Source organism: Pseudomonas sp. RIT-PI-S, from assembly GCF_025642975.1.
Lineage (GTDB): Bacteria > Pseudomonadota > Gammaproteobacteria > Pseudomonadales > Pseudomonadaceae > Aquipseudomonas.
On sequence record NZ_JANZKJ010000004.1, the window covers coordinates 123,918 to 140,134 of the forward strand.

Annotated in this window: 17 protein-coding genes; all 17 read right to left on the reverse strand. The window is 67.7% G+C overall.

Annotated elements, in window-relative coordinates:
• Positions 1-5 precede the first annotated feature (5 nt).
• Genes OGL93_RS08420 through OGL93_RS08500 form a run of 17 tightly spaced genes read right to left on the reverse strand, consistent with a single transcriptional unit; the run spans position 6 to position 16,207 of the window.
• Positions 6-1,232, reverse strand: coding sequence for a beta-ketoacyl-ACP synthase (locus OGL93_RS08420; RefSeq protein WP_263262118.1), 1,227 nt, complete (start codon positions 1,230-1,232; stop codon positions 6-8).
• Complete coding sequence (gene fabG, locus OGL93_RS08425; protein WP_263262120.1) at positions 1,232-1,960, reverse strand: 3-oxoacyl-ACP reductase FabG; 729 nt, start codon at positions 1,958-1,960, stop codon at positions 1,232-1,234. The genes OGL93_RS08420 and fabG overlap by 1 nt, the downstream gene beginning before the upstream one ends.
• On the reverse strand, positions 1,953-2,417 hold the full coding sequence (locus OGL93_RS08430; protein WP_263262122.1) for a hotdog family protein: 465 nt from the start codon (positions 2,415-2,417) through the stop codon (positions 1,953-1,955). Before OGL93_RS08430 ends, fabG begins: the two co-directional genes overlap by 8 nt.
• The gene (locus tag OGL93_RS08435; RefSeq protein WP_263262123.1) at positions 2,410-3,594 is read right to left on the reverse strand and encodes a beta-ketoacyl-[acyl-carrier-protein] synthase family protein; all 1,185 of its coding nucleotides are present in this window, start codon (positions 3,592-3,594) and stop codon (positions 2,410-2,412) included. Before OGL93_RS08435 ends, OGL93_RS08430 begins: the two co-directional genes overlap by 8 nt.
• Entirely contained in the window at positions 3,591-4,082 is a 492-nt protein-coding gene (locus tag OGL93_RS08440) for a hypothetical protein (RefSeq protein WP_263262124.1), read from the reverse strand. Before OGL93_RS08440 ends, OGL93_RS08435 begins: the two co-directional genes overlap by 4 nt.
• On the reverse strand, positions 4,083-4,808 hold the full coding sequence (locus tag OGL93_RS08445; protein WP_263262126.1) for a class I SAM-dependent methyltransferase: 726 nt from the start codon (positions 4,806-4,808) through the stop codon (positions 4,083-4,085). It abuts the gene before it with no gap.
• The gene (locus OGL93_RS08450) at positions 4,805-6,067 is read right to left on the reverse strand and encodes a tryptophan 7-halogenase (protein WP_263262335.1); all 1,263 of its coding nucleotides are present in this window, start codon (positions 6,065-6,067) and stop codon (positions 4,805-4,807) included. The genes OGL93_RS08445 and OGL93_RS08450 overlap by 4 nt, the downstream gene beginning before the upstream one ends.
• Before the next feature lies 1 nt (position 6,068).
• Positions 6,069-7,244: a sodium:proton antiporter gene (locus OGL93_RS08455; protein ID WP_263262127.1), complete on the reverse strand. Its 1,176-nt coding sequence runs from the start codon at positions 7,242-7,244 to the stop codon at positions 6,069-6,071.
• Positions 7,241-9,571 carry a hypothetical protein gene (locus OGL93_RS08460; RefSeq protein WP_263262129.1) on the reverse strand — a complete coding sequence of 777 codons (2,331 nt, stop codon included), beginning with the start codon at positions 9,569-9,571 and terminating at the stop codon, positions 7,241-7,243. The genes OGL93_RS08455 and OGL93_RS08460 overlap by 4 nt, the downstream gene beginning before the upstream one ends.
• On the reverse strand, positions 9,561-10,157 hold the full coding sequence (locus OGL93_RS08465) for an outer membrane lipoprotein carrier protein LolA (protein WP_263262336.1): 597 nt from the start codon (positions 10,155-10,157) through the stop codon (positions 9,561-9,563). The genes OGL93_RS08460 and OGL93_RS08465 overlap by 11 nt, the downstream gene beginning before the upstream one ends.
• Positions 10,157-10,582, reverse strand: coding sequence for an acyl-CoA thioesterase (locus tag OGL93_RS08470; RefSeq protein ID WP_263262131.1), 426 nt, complete (start codon positions 10,580-10,582; stop codon positions 10,157-10,159). Before OGL93_RS08470 ends, OGL93_RS08465 begins: the two co-directional genes overlap by 1 nt.
• Entirely contained in the window at positions 10,575-12,110 is a 1,536-nt protein-coding gene (locus OGL93_RS08475; RefSeq protein ID WP_263262133.1) for an aromatic amino acid ammonia-lyase, read from the reverse strand. The genes OGL93_RS08470 and OGL93_RS08475 overlap by 8 nt, the downstream gene beginning before the upstream one ends.
• Complete coding sequence (locus OGL93_RS08480; protein ID WP_263262135.1) at positions 12,103-13,032, reverse strand: glycosyl transferase; 930 nt, start codon at positions 13,030-13,032, stop codon at positions 12,103-12,105. The genes OGL93_RS08475 and OGL93_RS08480 overlap by 8 nt, the downstream gene beginning before the upstream one ends.
• Positions 13,029-13,763 carry a glycosyltransferase family 2 protein gene (locus tag OGL93_RS08485; protein ID WP_263262137.1) on the reverse strand — a complete coding sequence of 245 codons (735 nt, stop codon included), beginning with the start codon at positions 13,761-13,763 and terminating at the stop codon, positions 13,029-13,031. The genes OGL93_RS08480 and OGL93_RS08485 overlap by 4 nt, the downstream gene beginning before the upstream one ends.
• Positions 13,756-15,423, reverse strand: a complete 1,668-nt coding sequence (locus OGL93_RS08490; protein WP_263262139.1) for an AMP-binding protein — start codon at positions 15,421-15,423, stop codon at positions 13,756-13,758. Before OGL93_RS08490 ends, OGL93_RS08485 begins: the two co-directional genes overlap by 8 nt.
• Positions 15,420-15,956, reverse strand: a complete 537-nt coding sequence (locus OGL93_RS08495; RefSeq protein WP_263262141.1) for a hypothetical protein — start codon at positions 15,954-15,956, stop codon at positions 15,420-15,422. Before OGL93_RS08495 ends, OGL93_RS08490 begins: the two co-directional genes overlap by 4 nt.
• Positions 15,953-16,207 (reverse strand): acyl carrier protein, encoded by a 255-nt coding sequence (locus OGL93_RS08500; RefSeq protein ID WP_263262142.1) that lies wholly within the window; start codon positions 16,205-16,207, stop codon positions 15,953-15,955. Before OGL93_RS08500 ends, OGL93_RS08495 begins: the two co-directional genes overlap by 4 nt.
• Positions 16,208-16,217: the final 10 nt, after the last annotated feature.

Consider the following 16,217-nt stretch of genomic DNA (forward strand, 5'->3'; position numbering starts at 1 on the left):
TGGGTTCAGATCCAGCGTTTGAAAATCAGCGAGGTGTTGACCCCGCCGAAGGCGAAATTGTTGTTCATCACATAGTCATGGCGCATCTGCACCGGGGCGCCTCGCAAGTAGTCGAGCTCGCCGCAGCGGCTATCGACCTCATCCAGGTTCAGGGTGTGGATATAACGATCGCTGTTCATCATTTCGATGCTGAACCAGGATTCGAGCGCGCCACAGGCACCGAGGGTATGGCCGAGGAAGCTCTTCTGCGAGCTGATCGGCATGCGCGGGCCGAACAGGCTGCTGGTGGCCAGGGTTTCGGCGATATCGCCCTGCTCGGTGGCGGTGCCATGGCCATTTACGTAGCCGATCGCCTCCGGGGCCAGCCCTGCGTCCTCCAGGGCCAGCTCCATGGCCCGGCGCATGGTCGCCTGTTCTGGGCGGGTGCTGTGCTGGCCGTCGGCGTTGCTGCCAAAGCCCACCACCTCGGCATAGATGGTCGCGCCACGGGCCTGGGCGTGCTCCAGTGCTTCGAGCACCAACATGCCAGCCCCTTCGCCGATCACCAGGCCGTCACGGCCGGCGTCATAAGGTCGCGGGCTGGTGTGTGGCGCGTCATTGCGCAGGCTGGTGGCATAGAGGGCATCGAACACCATGGCTTCGCTGGGGCACAGCTCTTCGGCGCCGCCGGCGAGCATCAGCGGCAGGCGGCCGAACTTGATCGCCTCATAGGCATAGCCGATGCCCTGGCTGCCGCTGGTGCAGGCGCTGGAGGTCGGGATCAGGCGCCCGGTAAGGCCAAAGAAAATGCTGATATTGGCGGCGGTGGTGTGCGGCATCATCCGCACGTAAGAGTTGGCGTTGAGGCCATCGGCCACCGAGTTGAGCAACATGTTGCCGAACGCCTTGATCTCCTCGGTGCTGCCCGTGGACGAACCGCAGGCTACGCCCATGCGGCCGTCGGTGATCATCGGGTCGCCCAGCAGCCCGGCGTTCGCCAGGGCTCGCTCCGAAGCCGCCACTGCCAGGCGCGATACCCGGCCCATGCTGCGCAGCTGCTTGCGGGTCCAGTGCCTGGGCACCTGGAAATCGTCGATGGGGCCGGCCAGGCGGGTGTTGAGCTCTTCGAAGCGGTTCCATTCGTCCATGCGGCGGATGCCGCTGCGCTGAGCGGCGAAGTTGGCCGAAATGCTGGCCCAGTCGTTACCCAGTGAGGTAAGGCCGGCCATGCCAGTGACTACCACGCGCTGCATCAGCACAGCCCTCCATTGACTGCCAGCACCTGGCGGGTGATGTAGGACGCCTCCGCCGACATCAGGAAATTCACCGCGCCGGCCACCTCTTCAGGGGTGCCCATGCGTTGCGCGGGGATCATCTTCAGCAACTCCTCCACCGGCACGTGCTCATCGAGCATGGCGGTGTCGATCAGCCCGGGGGCCACGCAGTTAACGGTGATCTTGCGCTTGGCCAGCTCGATGGCCAGCGCTTTGGCCGCGCCGATGATCCCAGCCTTGGAGGCGCTGTAGTTGACCTGGCCGCGGTTGCCGATCAGCCCAGACACCGAGGTGATGCACACGATGCGCCCGGCGGCGCGGCGGCGGATCATCGGCAAGGTCAGCGGATGCAGCACGTTGTAGAAGCCATCGAGGTTGGTGCGCAGCACCAGGTCCCAGTCTTCGCCTTCCAGCGCCGGGAAGGCGCCGTCGCGGGTCAGGCCGGCGTTGCACACCACTCCGTAGTAGGCGCCGTGGGTTTCTACGTCCAGGGTCAATTCGCGCGCGCAGGCTTCACGGTCGGCCACGTCGAACTGCAATACCCGGGCTCGGCGGCCCAGGGCGTGGACCTCTTGGGCCACGGCATCGGCCTCGGCGCGGCCGCTGCGGCAATGCAGGATGATGTCGAAGCCCGCCTGGGCAAGGCGCAGGGCGATGGCCCGGCCGATACCGCGGCTGGAGCCGGTCACCAGGATGGAATCAGTCATGGGAACAATCCTGTGGAGTTGCCAGGTAGTCGGCGGCGCGGGGCGGGCGGTACACGTTCAAGCGTGCCTGCGCCTGGATCCCCGGGCCGTCGAGGTGGCATTCGAACACACCCATGCCGCTCTCGTCTTCGAGCGAGCGCAGGGCGCGTACTGTAAGAAGGGTGCCGGCGGCAAAGCGCTCGACGTTGCAGCTGTATTTGCGGGTGCCGAGCAGAAAGCCCATTTCCACCGGCTGGCCGAGCTGGCGCGAGCGGCAGCCGGCATAGGCGGCCACGGCCTGAGCCATCAGTTCCACGCCGACCCAAGCCGGCAGGCTACCGTCGGCTTCGCTGAACACCGGGTGAGGGCGCACCTGCGCGAGGGTTTCGATCGAATCGTCGTCAAAGCGCACAACCCGGTCGAGCAGCACCATGTCCCCGGCGTGGGGCAGCAGTTCGGCGATGGGCCATTCAGGCATGGAGTTCTCCCAGGATCAGGCTGACATTGTTGCCGCCAAAGGCGAAAGCGTTGCTCATCAAGCAGGTGCCGGGGGCCAGGCGGGCGCCGGGCCCGGTGAAGTTCAGCGCCGGCAACTGCGGGTCTGGCTGGCCGTCCCACAGGTGCGGCGGCAAGCGCCCATGTTGCAGGCTCAGCCAGCAGAACGCAGCCTCCAGCGCCGCGGCCGCGCCCAGGGTGTGGCCGGTCATGCTTTTGCTCGACGAACACGGCACCCCGGCCGGGAACAGCGCCGCCACGGCGAGGCTTTCCATGGCGTCGTTGTGAACGGTGGCGGTGCCATGCAGGTTGAGGTAGCCAATCTGCTCGGCTCCCAGCCCGGCCTGAGCCAGTGCCTGGCGCATGGCCGCCAGCGCGCCGCCGCCGGTGGGGTCTGGCGCGGAAATATGGTGGGCGTCCGAACTGGCCCCGGCGCCCAGCAGGGCGATGGCCTTGCCGGTGGGACCGGGCTCGCGGGTCATCAGGAACAGCGCCGCGCCTTCGCCGATGTTGATTCCGTCCCGGTTGCCGGAAAACGGGTTGCAGGGCATGGCCGAGACCGCCGCCAGCGCGCTGAAACCGTTCAGGGTCAAGGCGCAGAGGCTGTCCACGCCGCCGCACACCACCGCGTCGCAAGCGCCGAGGTCGAGCAGGCGCCGGGCGCTCATCAGCGCCCGCCCGCTGGAGGTACAGGCGGTGGAAATCACATAGCCGGGCCCGCTGCTGCCCAGCCATTGAGCCAGGCATTCGGCGGGCGCTTCCAATAGCTGTTGGCTGTAGTTGTAGCCGTCGGCCAGGTGCCCATCGCGCAAATACGCCTGGAACCCCGCGGTCGCTTCACCGATCCCTGAGGTGCTGGTGCCGAGCACCACGGCAACCCGGTGCGCGCCATAGCGGGCCACCGCGCCACGCAGCTCGGCCTCGATCTGCCCGGCGGCCTGCAACAGCAAACGGTTGTTGCGGCTGTCGTGGCAGGCGAGGGCCACCGGCAGCGGCGCCAGCTCGCCGGGCACCGGCGCCACCAGTACGTCGGCGCCTGGCAGCCAGCCTCCTTGGCGGCGCAGGCCACTGCGGTCGCCGGCGAACAGGCCCTGGGCGACGGCAGTGGTGTTCAGGCCCAGTGCGCAGTTCAGGCCCAGCGCGTTCAAATAGGCAGTCATGGCGGCGAAGCCTCGCTGGGCAACGGGCTCACCTGATAGCGCAGCCCTTGGCCCAGCTCCAGGGTGAAGTCCATTGGCTGGCGATACCGGACGGCCCAGCGGCTGCCGAGCGAGCGTCCTTGCACCGTTGCCTGGGCGTTGGGGTACAGCGTGGGCAGCTCGCTGCTCGGGGTCAGCGCGAACAGCAGCGCGGCGAACAATTCCCGCGCCGCCGGGTTAGGCGCAAGGAAGCCATCGGTCTGCCATTGACTGTCTTGCAGGCGTAACCGGGCCAGCGGCATGCCGATCAGGTCCAGCTGCGACCAGCGCAGCGCCGGGCCTTCCTGCTGGATCACCAGCAAGGAATCATCGCTGAGCTCGGCCTGAGTGCGTTGCAGGTGCAACTGCAGGGGCAGGCCCAACGTCGGCATCTGTGCCGGCAGCGGGGCTCGTGCGGCGCAGGCGCTGAGCAAGAGCAGCCCACCTAGCAATAAGGCTCGCAGGTTCACTTACAACGCCTCCAAAGGCTTGCGCACCACCGCATTGACCAGGGTTTCAGCGCGCTGGCCCGGCGGTGGCGGGCGCTTGAGGCCTAGGCGCTCGAGCAGGCCGAAGTCCTTGGCGCGGCTCCACCACAGGTACGGGAAGGAAAGGTTCTGCGGGCCGAACTCAAAGCCTTGCTCGCGCAGCATGGCTAGGTACTGCTCGGCGGTCTTCTGCACGTGCATGGGGTGGCGGAAGAACCAGCGGATGACCCAGGTATCGATATACGCCTCGGTGGATTCGGCGAACAACAGGTAGCCTCCTGGCTTGAGCACCCGGTAGAACTCGGCCAGCGCCTGTTCCTGCTCCACCAAATGATGGAAGGTCTGGTGGCAGAAGATCAGGTCCACGCTGGCCGAAGGCACCGGCAGCTTGGCGCAGTCGCCGCCCAGCAGCTCCACGGCCAGGCCTAGCCGGCCTGCTTCCTGGGCGCTGAGTTCGAGGCTCAACGGGTCCGCGTCCACGCCGATCAGCCTGGCCGGGGCGAAGGCCTGGGCCAGGTAACGGAACGACTTGCCCTGGCCGCAGCCCACGTCCAGCAGGGTCGGCGCCTCGGGCAGGGGCGTGGTGAACAGGCCGCGCAGGTCGTTGATCGCCACCCGCAACACGTGATGGCTCCAAGTGTGGCTACGCAGGAACCAGAACCCTATGCGGGTTTCCTCGACGTAGGTCGGGCTATGGAACGGGTTCAAGCGCTCGCTCCCTGGCACAGCTCGGCAAGGGCGCGCAGCCGCCGCTGAGGCTCATTCACGAAGGGGTTGCGGGTGTCCCAGGCGTAGCCGGCGAGGATCGAGCAGATCATCGCGCGCACGTCCGGCTGGGCGTTGGGGTAGAACACCACGTCCTGGAAGTCCCCGCTGTACCACCCTTCCACGTAGGCGCGGAAGGCATCCACGCCTTTTTTCAGCGGCGTGGCGAACTCGGCCTGCCAGTCCACGGGCTCGCCTTGCAGCTGACGATGCAGCACTGCGGCGGCCATGCTCGCCGAACGCATGGCGATGGTCACCCCTGAGGAAAACACCGGGTCGAGGAACTCCGCCGCGTTGCCCAGCAGCGCAAAGCCCGGGCCGTGCAAGGTTTTCACGTTGGCGGCGTAGCCACCGATGGTGCGCGCCGGGGTATCCCACACCGCGTTGGCCAGCACGTCGCGCAGGTGCGGGGTCTGCTGGATGAAGCCCTTGAGGCAGGCGTCCAGGTCGCCGAGCTTGCCCTCGAAGTGGTGGTCGGCGGCCACCACCCCTTGGGAACAACGGCCATTGCTGAAGGGGATGGTCCAGAACCAGATGTCGCGATGCTCGGGGTGCACGCTGACGAGGATCTTGTTGCGATCGAAGGTTGGGTGGTCGATACGATCTTCCACATGGGTGAACACTGCCCGGCGCACCGGGAACTGGCTTGGGGCCTCCAGGTCGAGCAGGCGCGGCAGCACCCGCCCGTAGCCGCTGGCGTCGAGCACGAAGCGCGCTTGGATCGAATACACCTGGCCGTCCGCCCGGCGCACCTGCAGCGTCGCTTGCGGTTGCGCGTGGGGCTGCTCGCTGAAGGCCGCGGCGACGATCTCTTCTTCATACCGCACTGTCACGCCCTGAGCCGCGGCCTGGTCTGCCAGCACCTGGTCGAACTGCGCCCGCTGCACCTGGAAGGTGGTCGGCCGGCCCTGGCTTGAGGTGTGGCCGAAGTCGAAGGCGCTGTAGCGCTCACCGCAGGCGAAGGCCGCGCCGTTCTTGAGCTGGAAACCGGCCGCTTGCACCGCTTCGAGCATGCCGGCTTCTTCGACGAAATCCAGGCAATGGGACAGCAGGCTCTCGCCGATGGAAAACCGCGGGAAGCGCTGGCGCTCGATGATCAGCACGTCATGGCCGCGGCGCTTGAGCAGCGCGGCGGCGATAGCGCCGGCAGGGCCTGCGCCGATCACCACGATGGCGTGCTGCTGGGTTTCAACGTTGGGCACGTCAGTGTTCGGCACGGGGCCTCCTTGCCTCTGGGTAATGGTTCTGGGGAATACGGTGGAAACCGGCCAGGGCCGGCAGCAGGGTGGCGACCAGGCTCATCAGCATCAGCGCCAGATACACCGCCGGGCTGATCAACTGTTGCTTGAGCAACAGGTTGAGGAACACGATCTCGCTCAGCCCGCGAATGTTCAGCAGGATCGCCGCGCTCAAGCGGGGGCGCGGGCCCTGGCCCCAGGCGTTACTGCCCAGGCCGCTCCAGGCCACGCCCAACCAGCTGCCCAGCACTTTGGCGGCCATGGGCGCCAGGAGCAGGCCTAGCCACTGTTCGGGGCGCAACTCGGTCAGGGCGCCATGCAGGTCGATCTTCAAGATGCCGCAGCCCAGCAGCAAGGGAATCGCGACCCCGTTCTGCAGCGGGCCCAGCCATCGCGCCGGCAGCGGTGCCACCACCGGGATCTTCAGCCACGCGAGGTTGAGCACGAAACCCACCCCAAGCAGCAGGGCGTTCAAGGCAAAGTGTTCAGCCAGCGCCAGCAGAACGAACAGGCACAGGCTATAGCCCAGCGGCCGGCGCAGGCCAAGCCGGTGCAGCAGCCAGGGGGTGAAGGCGGCCACCAGCGGTAGCAACACGGCGTCCAGCCGGCCCAAGCCGTTGGCCACGCCAAACAGGCTCCAGCACGTGAGGTCGATCAGCATCGCCGTTTGCAGCAAGCGGCGGCTGGCTTCGGGCGGGTAGTCAATGTGCTTGAGGTACAGGTACAGCACCGGGATCGCGGTGATCGCAAACACCAGCCCTAGGGAAAACTGGCCCAGCCCGCTCATCTGCGGCAGCAGCCACAGGGCGCAGCCGATGCCCACCGCGAACGGCACGGCGAAGCTGGGCAGGGCGATCAGCAAGGTGCGGCGGTCCAGCTCCAGGTCCACGGCTTCGCCGATGATCTGCTGCAACAGCAAGGCGAAAGCCAGGCTGTACAACCCATGCACCCAGGCGGGGGAGGTGAGCGCGCTGACGCCTGGTTGCCAGTGGGGCTCGATGGCGAACAACACCAGCAAGGGCAGCCCGACCCCCGCCATCAGCAGCTGGCTGATGATCGGCAGCAAGCCCACCCGCGCCCCCAGGCGCACGCTCAGGGCGAACAGGGCCAGTAACAGCGCCCAAATCAACAACACGATCATGCGGCGTTCTCCCGCCCGGCGGTGCGTGAGGCAGGTGCGGCCCAGGGGGCGAGGAGGAAGCTGAACACCAGGCCGAAGGTCACGGCCAGGCCGAAATTGCTCACAGCCGGCGTGCTCGACACCCACAACAGCCCGAATGACAGCCAGGTGGTGGTCGCCGCCAACAATGTACCGAGCAGGCTGACGGCGGCACCGCCCACTTGCTCGCGCATCAAAATGGCGTAGTCCACGCCAATGGCGGTGGCCAGCAGCAGGCCGAACACGCTGAACAGGGTCAAGGGCTGGCCGAGCCAACCCATGGTCGCCAGGCTGCACAGCGCGGCCAGCAGTGGCAGGGCCACCAGCTTTACCGCGCCGCCCAGGCCGAACGGCAGGATCAGCAGCAGCAGAATCAGCCCGCAGCTCGCCAGCTTCAGCTCGAAAGCGCTCACCTGGGTAGCGGCAAACACCCGGTTCAGCTCGCCGAGGCGGTCCACTTGCTGCACGCCCGGCAAGCCGCTGTCCAAGCCTTGCAACACCGAGGCGCTGGCCAGCCCCTGAAGGCTGACCATCGACGCCACGCCGTCGCCCACTTCACCCAGCCACAGCGGCCGCCACGGTTCACCCAAGGGGCCGGCCAGGGCCTGTTCGATGCTCTGCGGGGCGAGCGCCTGCAACTGGGCCACTTCCTGCGCCAGCGCAGCGGCCGGTACGCCGAGGGCGGTCAGGCCCTGCCAGTGATCGGGCAGCCTGCCCAGGGCATCGCGGGCGCGGGTTTGCTCGCTCGCAGGCGCCACCCACTGGCTCAGCGCCATGAAGCCATGCAGCTGCTGTTGTTGCACCAGCGGAGCCAGCCGGGCGACCAGGGCCTGTTCGCGCTGCAGCAGCTGCTCGGTGTTCGCGCCGCGTACCAGGAAGAACTGGCTGGTGGGCTGATAGCCGGTGATCCGCGCCACAGCTTGGGCATCGGCCAGCAGTTCCGGCGGTGCGCCTACCCACTGGCGCAGGTCGTTCTTGACCTGCAATTGCCACACCCCGCCAAGGCACAGCAACAGCAGCACGGCAAGCCACGCGCGGCTCGGCACGCGCACAAGCAGCGCTTGGCGCAACGCCAGCAACCGTTCGGCCACGCGCAGCGGCCAGGCAGCCGGGCGGGGGGCCGCGCCGCGCAGCAGTGCGGGCAGCAAGCACACGGAGGTCAGCCAGGCGCCGAACAGCCCGGCAGCGGAGAATGCGGCGATCTGGGTCAGCGCCGGGAAGGGCGTGAACGCCAATGCCAGGTAACCGATGCAAGTCGTCACCAGGCTCAAGCCCAGGCCGGCGAAGGTCAGCCGCAATGCAGGCCAGCTGTGCCAAGGGCGCAGGCTCCAGGCCTTGCTCAAGTAATGCAACGGGTAATCCACCGCCACGCCGATCAGGCTCGAACCCAGCACCAGGGTGATCACGTGGATGCGCCCAAACAATGCCACGCATGCCACCGTGCCAAAGAGCATCCCCACCAGCACCGGGGTAAACGCCAGCAGTACCCGCCAGCGGCGGAAAGCCGCCAACAGCAACACGAGGATGGCCACGCTCGCGCTGCCGCCCACCCAGGTCATCTCGCGGGTGGCTTGGCGCTGGGCGCTGGCGGCGTACAGCAAACCGCTGGCGGCCCGCAGCTGGCCCTGGTCGCCGGCCAGTTGGGCGCGGGCCTGGTCCACCAGGGTCGCAACCGCCATCGGCAGGTTGAAGTCGAACGCCCCTTGGGTAGCCCGGGCCCGGATCAGTACCCAGCTCTGGCCGTCGGCCTCGGCCACCAGGGCGCCGCTGGCGAGATCCAGCTGGACAGCGCCGTGCTGTGGCTGTCCGGCTTGCACCCGTTGCGCCAGGCCTAGCCAGTCCGCCTCGCTGGGCACCAGGCTGAAGCCCCCAAAGGGGTCGAACAAGCTTTGCACCCGTTGCGCGACAAAGCCTTGCGGGTCGTTCACCAGTTGTTCGCGGTCGTGGGCCGGCAACAGCGCCAGGCGGCCGTCGAGCAGTTGCTGGCGCAGGGCCAGCAGGTCGGCTTGCAGGTTCCACTGCACTGAGGTGAACAGCCCGCTGCCTTGCCAGCGTTCGGCCAGGGTGCGCGCGAGCGCTATGGCCCGGGCCTTGTCGGCGTGCCCCACCAGCACCAGTAGTTCACGGTTGAGGGCGTCTTGCATGCGTGCTTCGGCACGCTCGCGCAAGGGGTCGGGCTTGGTGCCGGGCACCAGCTCCATCAGGTCCGCCGACACCGGTGCCGGCCCGCGCCATTGCCAACAGGCGAGCCCGACCACGGCCAGCAGCACCAGCAGGAACAGCCTTGGAATCAAACGCTCACTCGGCAAAGTCGCGGCGCTCCGGCTCAGTGAGTTCGTTGCCGCCGGTGCTCGCTGGCAGGGTCAGCACGGTGCGATCGCCTTGGGTTTCGAACAGCTCGATACGCTGCACATAGGCGCCGCCGCGGATTTCGATGCGCTGGAAGACCTGCTTGAGCAAGGCCGAGCGCGGCGTCAATTGCACTGCCCAGGCTTGGCTATCGCCGCTCACCGCCAGCTCGAAGTCGCGCTCCAGCGCGCTGCTGTCGCCTTGCAACACGGCGAAGAACAAGCGGTTCTGTTGCGCCCCGGCATGGCTGCCGGGCAGGGCTTGCCAGCCCGAGGCATCGCGGCGGGCAATGCCATCGGCGTTGATGCGGATATCCTGGCGCAGCGGCCGTTGCAATTGCCACAGCAGCCCGTGCGCCTTGGCCAGCACGAACTGCCCCTGGCTGGTCAGCGGCTGGGGCAGGGCGCGGAGGAATTTTTCTTGGATGAACGGTCCACGTACCACCTGCGGCTGGCCCAGTTGAGCGCTCAGCTCGGGCAGGCCGAAGGCGTTGGCCAGGCCCGGGAGCAGGCAGAGCAGGAGCAGCAGGCGCTTGAGCGCGGTCATCATGGCAAGCACCTTTGCACGGCGTCGATAAACACTTGGGGGGAGGCCAGCTGCATCTCGCGGCTGGCGATCTCTACGGCCACCTGCACAGAACTGCCGCGGGTCAGCCGTTCGCCGCTGGCGGCGTCGCTGATCAAGTAATGCAGCTTCAGGCGGTTTTCCCATTCGATCAGGTCGGCGCGCACGCTCAGCCGCTGGCCGAACACCGCCGGGCGCATATAGCGCACTTGCAGGTCGATCACAGGCCAGGCATAGCCCGAGTCACGCATCTGCGTGTAGTTGTGGCCAAGCTTGTCCAACAGCGCGCAGCGCGCCACTTCGAAGTATTTGACGTAGTGGCCGTGCCACACCACATCCATGCTGTCGACGTCGAAGAACGGCACCAGCACCTCGGCCTGGGCCTGGATCACCCCAGTGCTACGCATGCTGCAGCTCCCAGCGCTGCTCGGCGATGGCCGCCAGGCAGTGGCGCAGTTCGCCTTCCAGGGCGCGGTCTTCCAACACCGGCGCATAGTGCTGCAACAGGTGCTCGTGCATGGCCGCCAGCGCTGGCGGCAAGGGGCGGGCGTCCGCCGCCTGGCCGCGCAGCCACACGCCCTGGTTGGCCGCCAGCAAGGTGGCGGCGGCAACCTGTTCGGTCAGCTCCAGTACCCGCAACGCATCGCGGGCGGCGATGGTGCCCATGCTTACTTTGTCCTGGTTATGGCACTCGGTAGAGCGGGAGAACACGCTGGCTGGCATGGTGTGTTTGAGGGCCTCGGCAGTCCAGGCGCTGGCGCCGATCTGCACGGCCTTGAAGCCATGGTTGAGCATCGTCCGCGCCGCCGGTGCGCCGGACAAGTTGCTCGGCAGCCCATGGTTGTAGCGCACGTCCACCAGCAGCGCGAGCTGACGGTCGAGCAGGTCCGCTACGTTGGCCACCAGGGTCTTGAGGCTGTCCATGGCGAACGCGATATGGCCACCATAGAAGTGCCCGCCGTGCAGCACCCGCTCGTTGTCGGCGTCGATGATGGGGTTGTCGTTGGCGCTGTTGAGTTCGGTTTCGATAAACCCGCGCAGCCAGCCCAGGCTGTCCGCCAGCACGCCCAGCACATGGGGCGCGCAGCGCAGCGAATAGCGGTCTTGCAGGCGATGCAGGGGCGCGGCGGGCGCAGTGATCGCCAGGTCCTGGCGCAGCCATGCGGCGACCTGCGCCTGGCCCGGGTGCGGTTTGGCGGCGAACAGGCGCTCGTCGAAATGCTCCGGGTTGCCCTGCAGCGCCACCACGTTAAGGGCGGTAATGCGGGTGGCCAGGCGCAACAGGTATTCGGCGCGGCTGAACGCCAGGCAGGCAAGGCCGGTCATCACCGCGGTGCCGTTCATCAGCGCCAGGGCTTCCTTGGGCCGCAGCACCAGCGGCGCCCAGCCCAGTTCACGGTGCACCTCGGCGGCGCTGCAGCGCACGCCCTGGTAAATCACCTCGCGTTCGCCGGCCAGGGTGGCGGCCACGTAAGAGAGCGGCGTGAGGTCGCCGCTGGCGCCCACCGAGCCCTCTTGCGGAATGACCGGCAGGATGTCGTGTTCAATGAAGGCGTGCAGCCGTTCCAGCAGCGCTAGGCGCACGCCAGACATCCCGTAGCACAGCGACTGCAGGCGAGCGGCGAGCACCGCGCGGGTGGCGGCTGGGTCGAGCACCTGGCCCAGGCCGCAGCCATGGAAGGTGAACAGGTGACGCGGCAGTGCCTCCACGTGTTCCAGCGGCACAGCGACCACGCAGGAGTCGCCGTAGCCGGTGGTGACGCCATAGATCACGCCTTCTTTGTCTAGCAGCGAATCGAGAAAGCGCGCGCCGGCGTCGATACGCTCGCGCCACTGCGGGTCGCTCGCCAATTGGCTGGGGGCGCGGCTTCGGGCCAAGGCCACCACCTGCTCGATGCTCAGCGGGCCAGGGCCGAAGGTCACAGGCTCAGTCATGTTGGGTATTCCAGAAGGGATAGAAGTTGAACCACTGCAGCGGCGCCCCCACGGCGTACTCGCCAAGGCGTTCGGCGTAGCGGCCGGCCCAATGGGCGAGAACCTGGTCGCGCTCGTTGCGGCGCCAGCTCACTTCAGTGGCGAAGGGCTCCAGGGTGACCCGATAGCGGCCCTCGTGCTTGAGGCAGAACATCAGGTTGGCCGGGCACTTGAGCAAGCCGGCCAGCAGCCACGGCCCTTGGGCGAACGCGGCGGGGCGGCCGAGGAAGTCCACCGTGACCGTGCGCCCGCCGTGCAGGGGAATACGGTCGCCGGCGATCGCCAGCCATTCGCCGCGGTCCAGGCGTTGGCTCAGTTGCAGCATGATGGCCGGGTCCAGCTCGCTCACCTGGATCAGCCGCAGGTGGCTGGCGCCGGCCTGGCCCAGCAGCCGATTGAAGCGTTCGGCGTGGCGGGTGTGCACCAGCACGTTCATGGTGACGCGTTCGCCCAGCTCGGCCAGGGCCCGGCACACCTCCAGGTTGCCCAGGTGCGCGCCCACCAGCAATTGCCCACGAGTGCCGCGCAATTGATTGCGCAGGCCGGCGGGGTCGTCGATTTCGATCTGGTCCAGGCCCAGCTTGCCGTTCCACACGTCGAGCTTGTCCAGCAGGGCGTCGGCGAACGCCATGAACTGCCGAAACACCCGCCAGGTAGTGGGTTGCAGCTCCGCGCGGGCGGCCCAGTCGGCCAGGTTGCGCTGGTATTCCCAGGCGGCGTGGCGAGCGCGACGGCCAAACAGGAAGAAATACAGCACGATCGCATACAGCACCGGGCTCAGCACACGGCGCCCCAGCACACGCACGCCCAAAGCGGTGAGTTTCATCAGCCAGAAGCTGCCGCGCTCCTTGCGTTCGGCCCAGTGGGCGTGGTTATGGCTCATGCCGCCCACCGCCGCCAAAGGATCAGCGGAACGCGCAGCAGCATGCCGAAGAACAGCCGTGCGTGCATGCGCGAGATCAGCACGTTGTCTTCGAATGCGCGAAAGTGCGACACGCCGTCGGCGGGGTAATGCACGCGGGTGTGCAGCCAGTGCATGGGCTGGTTGCGCCAATGCAGGCGCACCAGCACCTCGGGGTCGAAGTCCATGCGCTTGCCCAGCCGGGCGCCCTGGATCACCGGCAGCACCGCGGCCAGGGGGTACACGCGAAAGCCGCACATGGAGTCGCGGATGCCCAGCGACAGCGTGTTGATCCACACCCACACGTGGGTCAGGTAGCGCGCATACAAGCGGCCCTTGGGCACGCTGGCGTCATAGCGCGGATAACCGCAGATCAGCGCCACCGGGCATTGCCGCGAGGCCTCGAGAAAGCGGGCGACGTCGGCGAGGTCGTGCTGGCCGTCGGCGTCTACCTGCAAGGCATGGCTGAAACCCAGCCGGTGCGCTTCGGCCAGCCCGGCCATGACCGCGCCGCCCTTGCCCTGGTTGCGCGCCAGGCGCACCAGCCACACCTGCTCGCGCTCGGCCAGGGCATCGAGCACAGCGGCGCAACCGGGCCGGCTGGCGTCGTCCACCAGCACACAAGGCAGGCCCTGGGCGAGCAGCGCATCGACCACCGCGCCGACCGCGTGCTCGTGGTTGTACACCGGGATCACCGCGCAAGGCTTATGCATCCGCCGCCTCCAGCAAGATGCGGCCGCTGGAGCAGGGCTGCTCGCCGGCACGATAGGTGAAATACAGTTTTGCCCGCTCGACATCGAAGCGCAGGCTAAGGCTGAGCAGGTCGCCTGGGCGCACCAGTTGCTGGAACTTGAGCACCTCCATGCCTGCGAAGCGCGGAGGCAGGTCAAGCAGGGCGCGGCCCAGTTGTAGCGCCCACCCCACCTGCACCACCCCCGGCAGCACCGGGGCGCTGGGGAAATGCCCACTGAAGCAGGCCAGGTCATAAGGCACCCGCAGCCGTACGTGCCATTCGCCCTCGGTTGATGTTTCGCCCAGCACCTCTGGCGCATTGGGCCGTGGGGCTTGCAGCAGCGCTTCGATAACGGCTTGGGGCAGCTTGCCCTGGCTGTTCAGCGGCAACTGATGCAGCAGGCGCCAGCGGCGCGGTAGCGCCAAGGCTTCACAATGCTGTGCCAAGGCCGCGCGCAGGGCGTCGGTAAGGGCCTTGCGGCCACCCTGGCATAGCGCCTGCACCCCGGCTTCGGTCAATACCACCAAGGCCCCGAGGCTGGCGCGGTTACCCTGCACGACCCCAAGGCGAGCCTCGGCGACCCAGGGGTGCGCCGCCAGGGCGTTCTCCAGCAGCGCCAGAGAGATGCGCTTTTCCTCCAGCTTGACGATGCGGTCCAGCCGGCCCAGCAAGCGCAAGCGCCCGTCTTCGGCGAACTCCACGGCATCCTGGGTCACCTCGGTATGGCCGGCGGGCAGGTACGGGGAGGCCACCTGCAAGGCTTGGTCCTGCCCCTGGCTCAACTGCAGGCCCGCAAATGGATGCCACCACTGGTCAGCCTGGCGCCAGGCGATGCCGCCGGTTTCCGAGCTGCCGAAGATCTCCGTCGGGCGTTGGCCCAGGCGTTGTTCCAGGGCCTCGGCGGCGTCGGCGGGCAGCGCGCCGCCGGAGGAGAACACCCGCTTGACCGCGGCCAGGGCAGGCCAGTCCAGGTTATCGCCCATGCGCTTGAGCAGGGCCGGGCTGGCCACCCAGGCAAACGCCGGGTGCTCGCGGCTGGCGCGTTGCATGTCTTCAGCGAAGGGCAACTGCCGGCGCAGGAACGGCCGGCCCGCGCACAACGGCCAGAGTATGCGGAACAGCAAGCCATAGATGTGCTGGCTGGCCACGCTGGCGATCACCGTCGCCGCGCCGAGGTCCGCGCCCCACAGGCGTTCCAGCGCATCGACCTCGTTGGCGAGCTGGCGCAGCGTCTTATCGATGCGCTTGGGCTCGCCACTGGAACCGGAGGTGCACAGGCTGAGGCCAGCATGGTCCAGGTTGAGCGGGGCCAGTGGCAGGGGGGCGGCGGCGGGCGGAACGGGGTCTTCCTCGGTCAGCCAGCAATCGACCTGGCCGGCCCAGCGCAGCCGGGTTTCCGGGCGCAGGTCGGCGGGTAGCATCACGCTGGCGCCGGCCAGCCAGGCGGCGAACAAACCAGTGGCGAAGGTGCCGGCGTCCTCGTGATACAGCGCCACCCGGTGCGCGCCGCTGGCCTGCAACGCCCCGGCCAGGGCCGCGACCTCGGCGCACCAATGGGCGTGCTGCAGCGGTGGGTCGAAGGCGACCGGGCGCTTGCCGTCGGGCCCCAGGAGCAGCTTGTGTAGCGGTAACCAATTCATGGGCGAGCCCTTACCCGTTGCCGAATCATCCATTCACCGGCGAACAGCACACCCATCAGCAGGTAGGCGATCACCCCGGTGTAGAGCGCCCACCAGGCCAGCGGCGCCCAGAGCGCCAGGCTCGCGGCGGCTAGCCCGTTGAGCAGAAAGAACAGGCACCACGCCTGGGTCACTTGCCGCGTATAGCGGATAGCCTTTGGCGGCAGCTCCGGATCCGTCAGCCGGGCGAGCCGCTCGGCCACGGGCATGCCATGGCGCAAGCTGAGGCTGAAGATCACCAGCAACCCGGCGCTGAGCAGTACCGGGTACCAGCGCAGCAGTTGCGTGTCGCCCAGGCCAGCCATGGCCACGCAGAACGCCAGGGCGCTCCATGCCAGGCCCTTGTGGCCGTGGCCGGTCAGCGCCCGGGCCAGCCACAGGGCGCCGAGCAACAGGCCGAACTGGCGCGCGCTGTAATGTGGCGCGCCGAAGTACACGGCGAACGGATATAGCACGCCAGCCAGCAGCAGGCCGGCGCCGAACAGCCGGCTCATGCGGCGGCCGTGACCGTGCGGTGAACCGCCTCGACCACATCGCCGACGGTGCGCACCGCCTTGAATTCCTCGGCGGCGATGCGGGTGCCGGTCTGGCGCTTGAGGTGGTCGATCAGGTCGACCGCGTCGATGCTGTCGATCTCCAGGTGTTCATAGAGGTTGGCGTCCAGGGTGACGCGCTCCGGTTCGAGTTCGAACAGTTCGACCAAGGCAGCCTTGAGGGTCTGGAAAATGTCTTCACGGGTTTGCATGTCGGGCGTC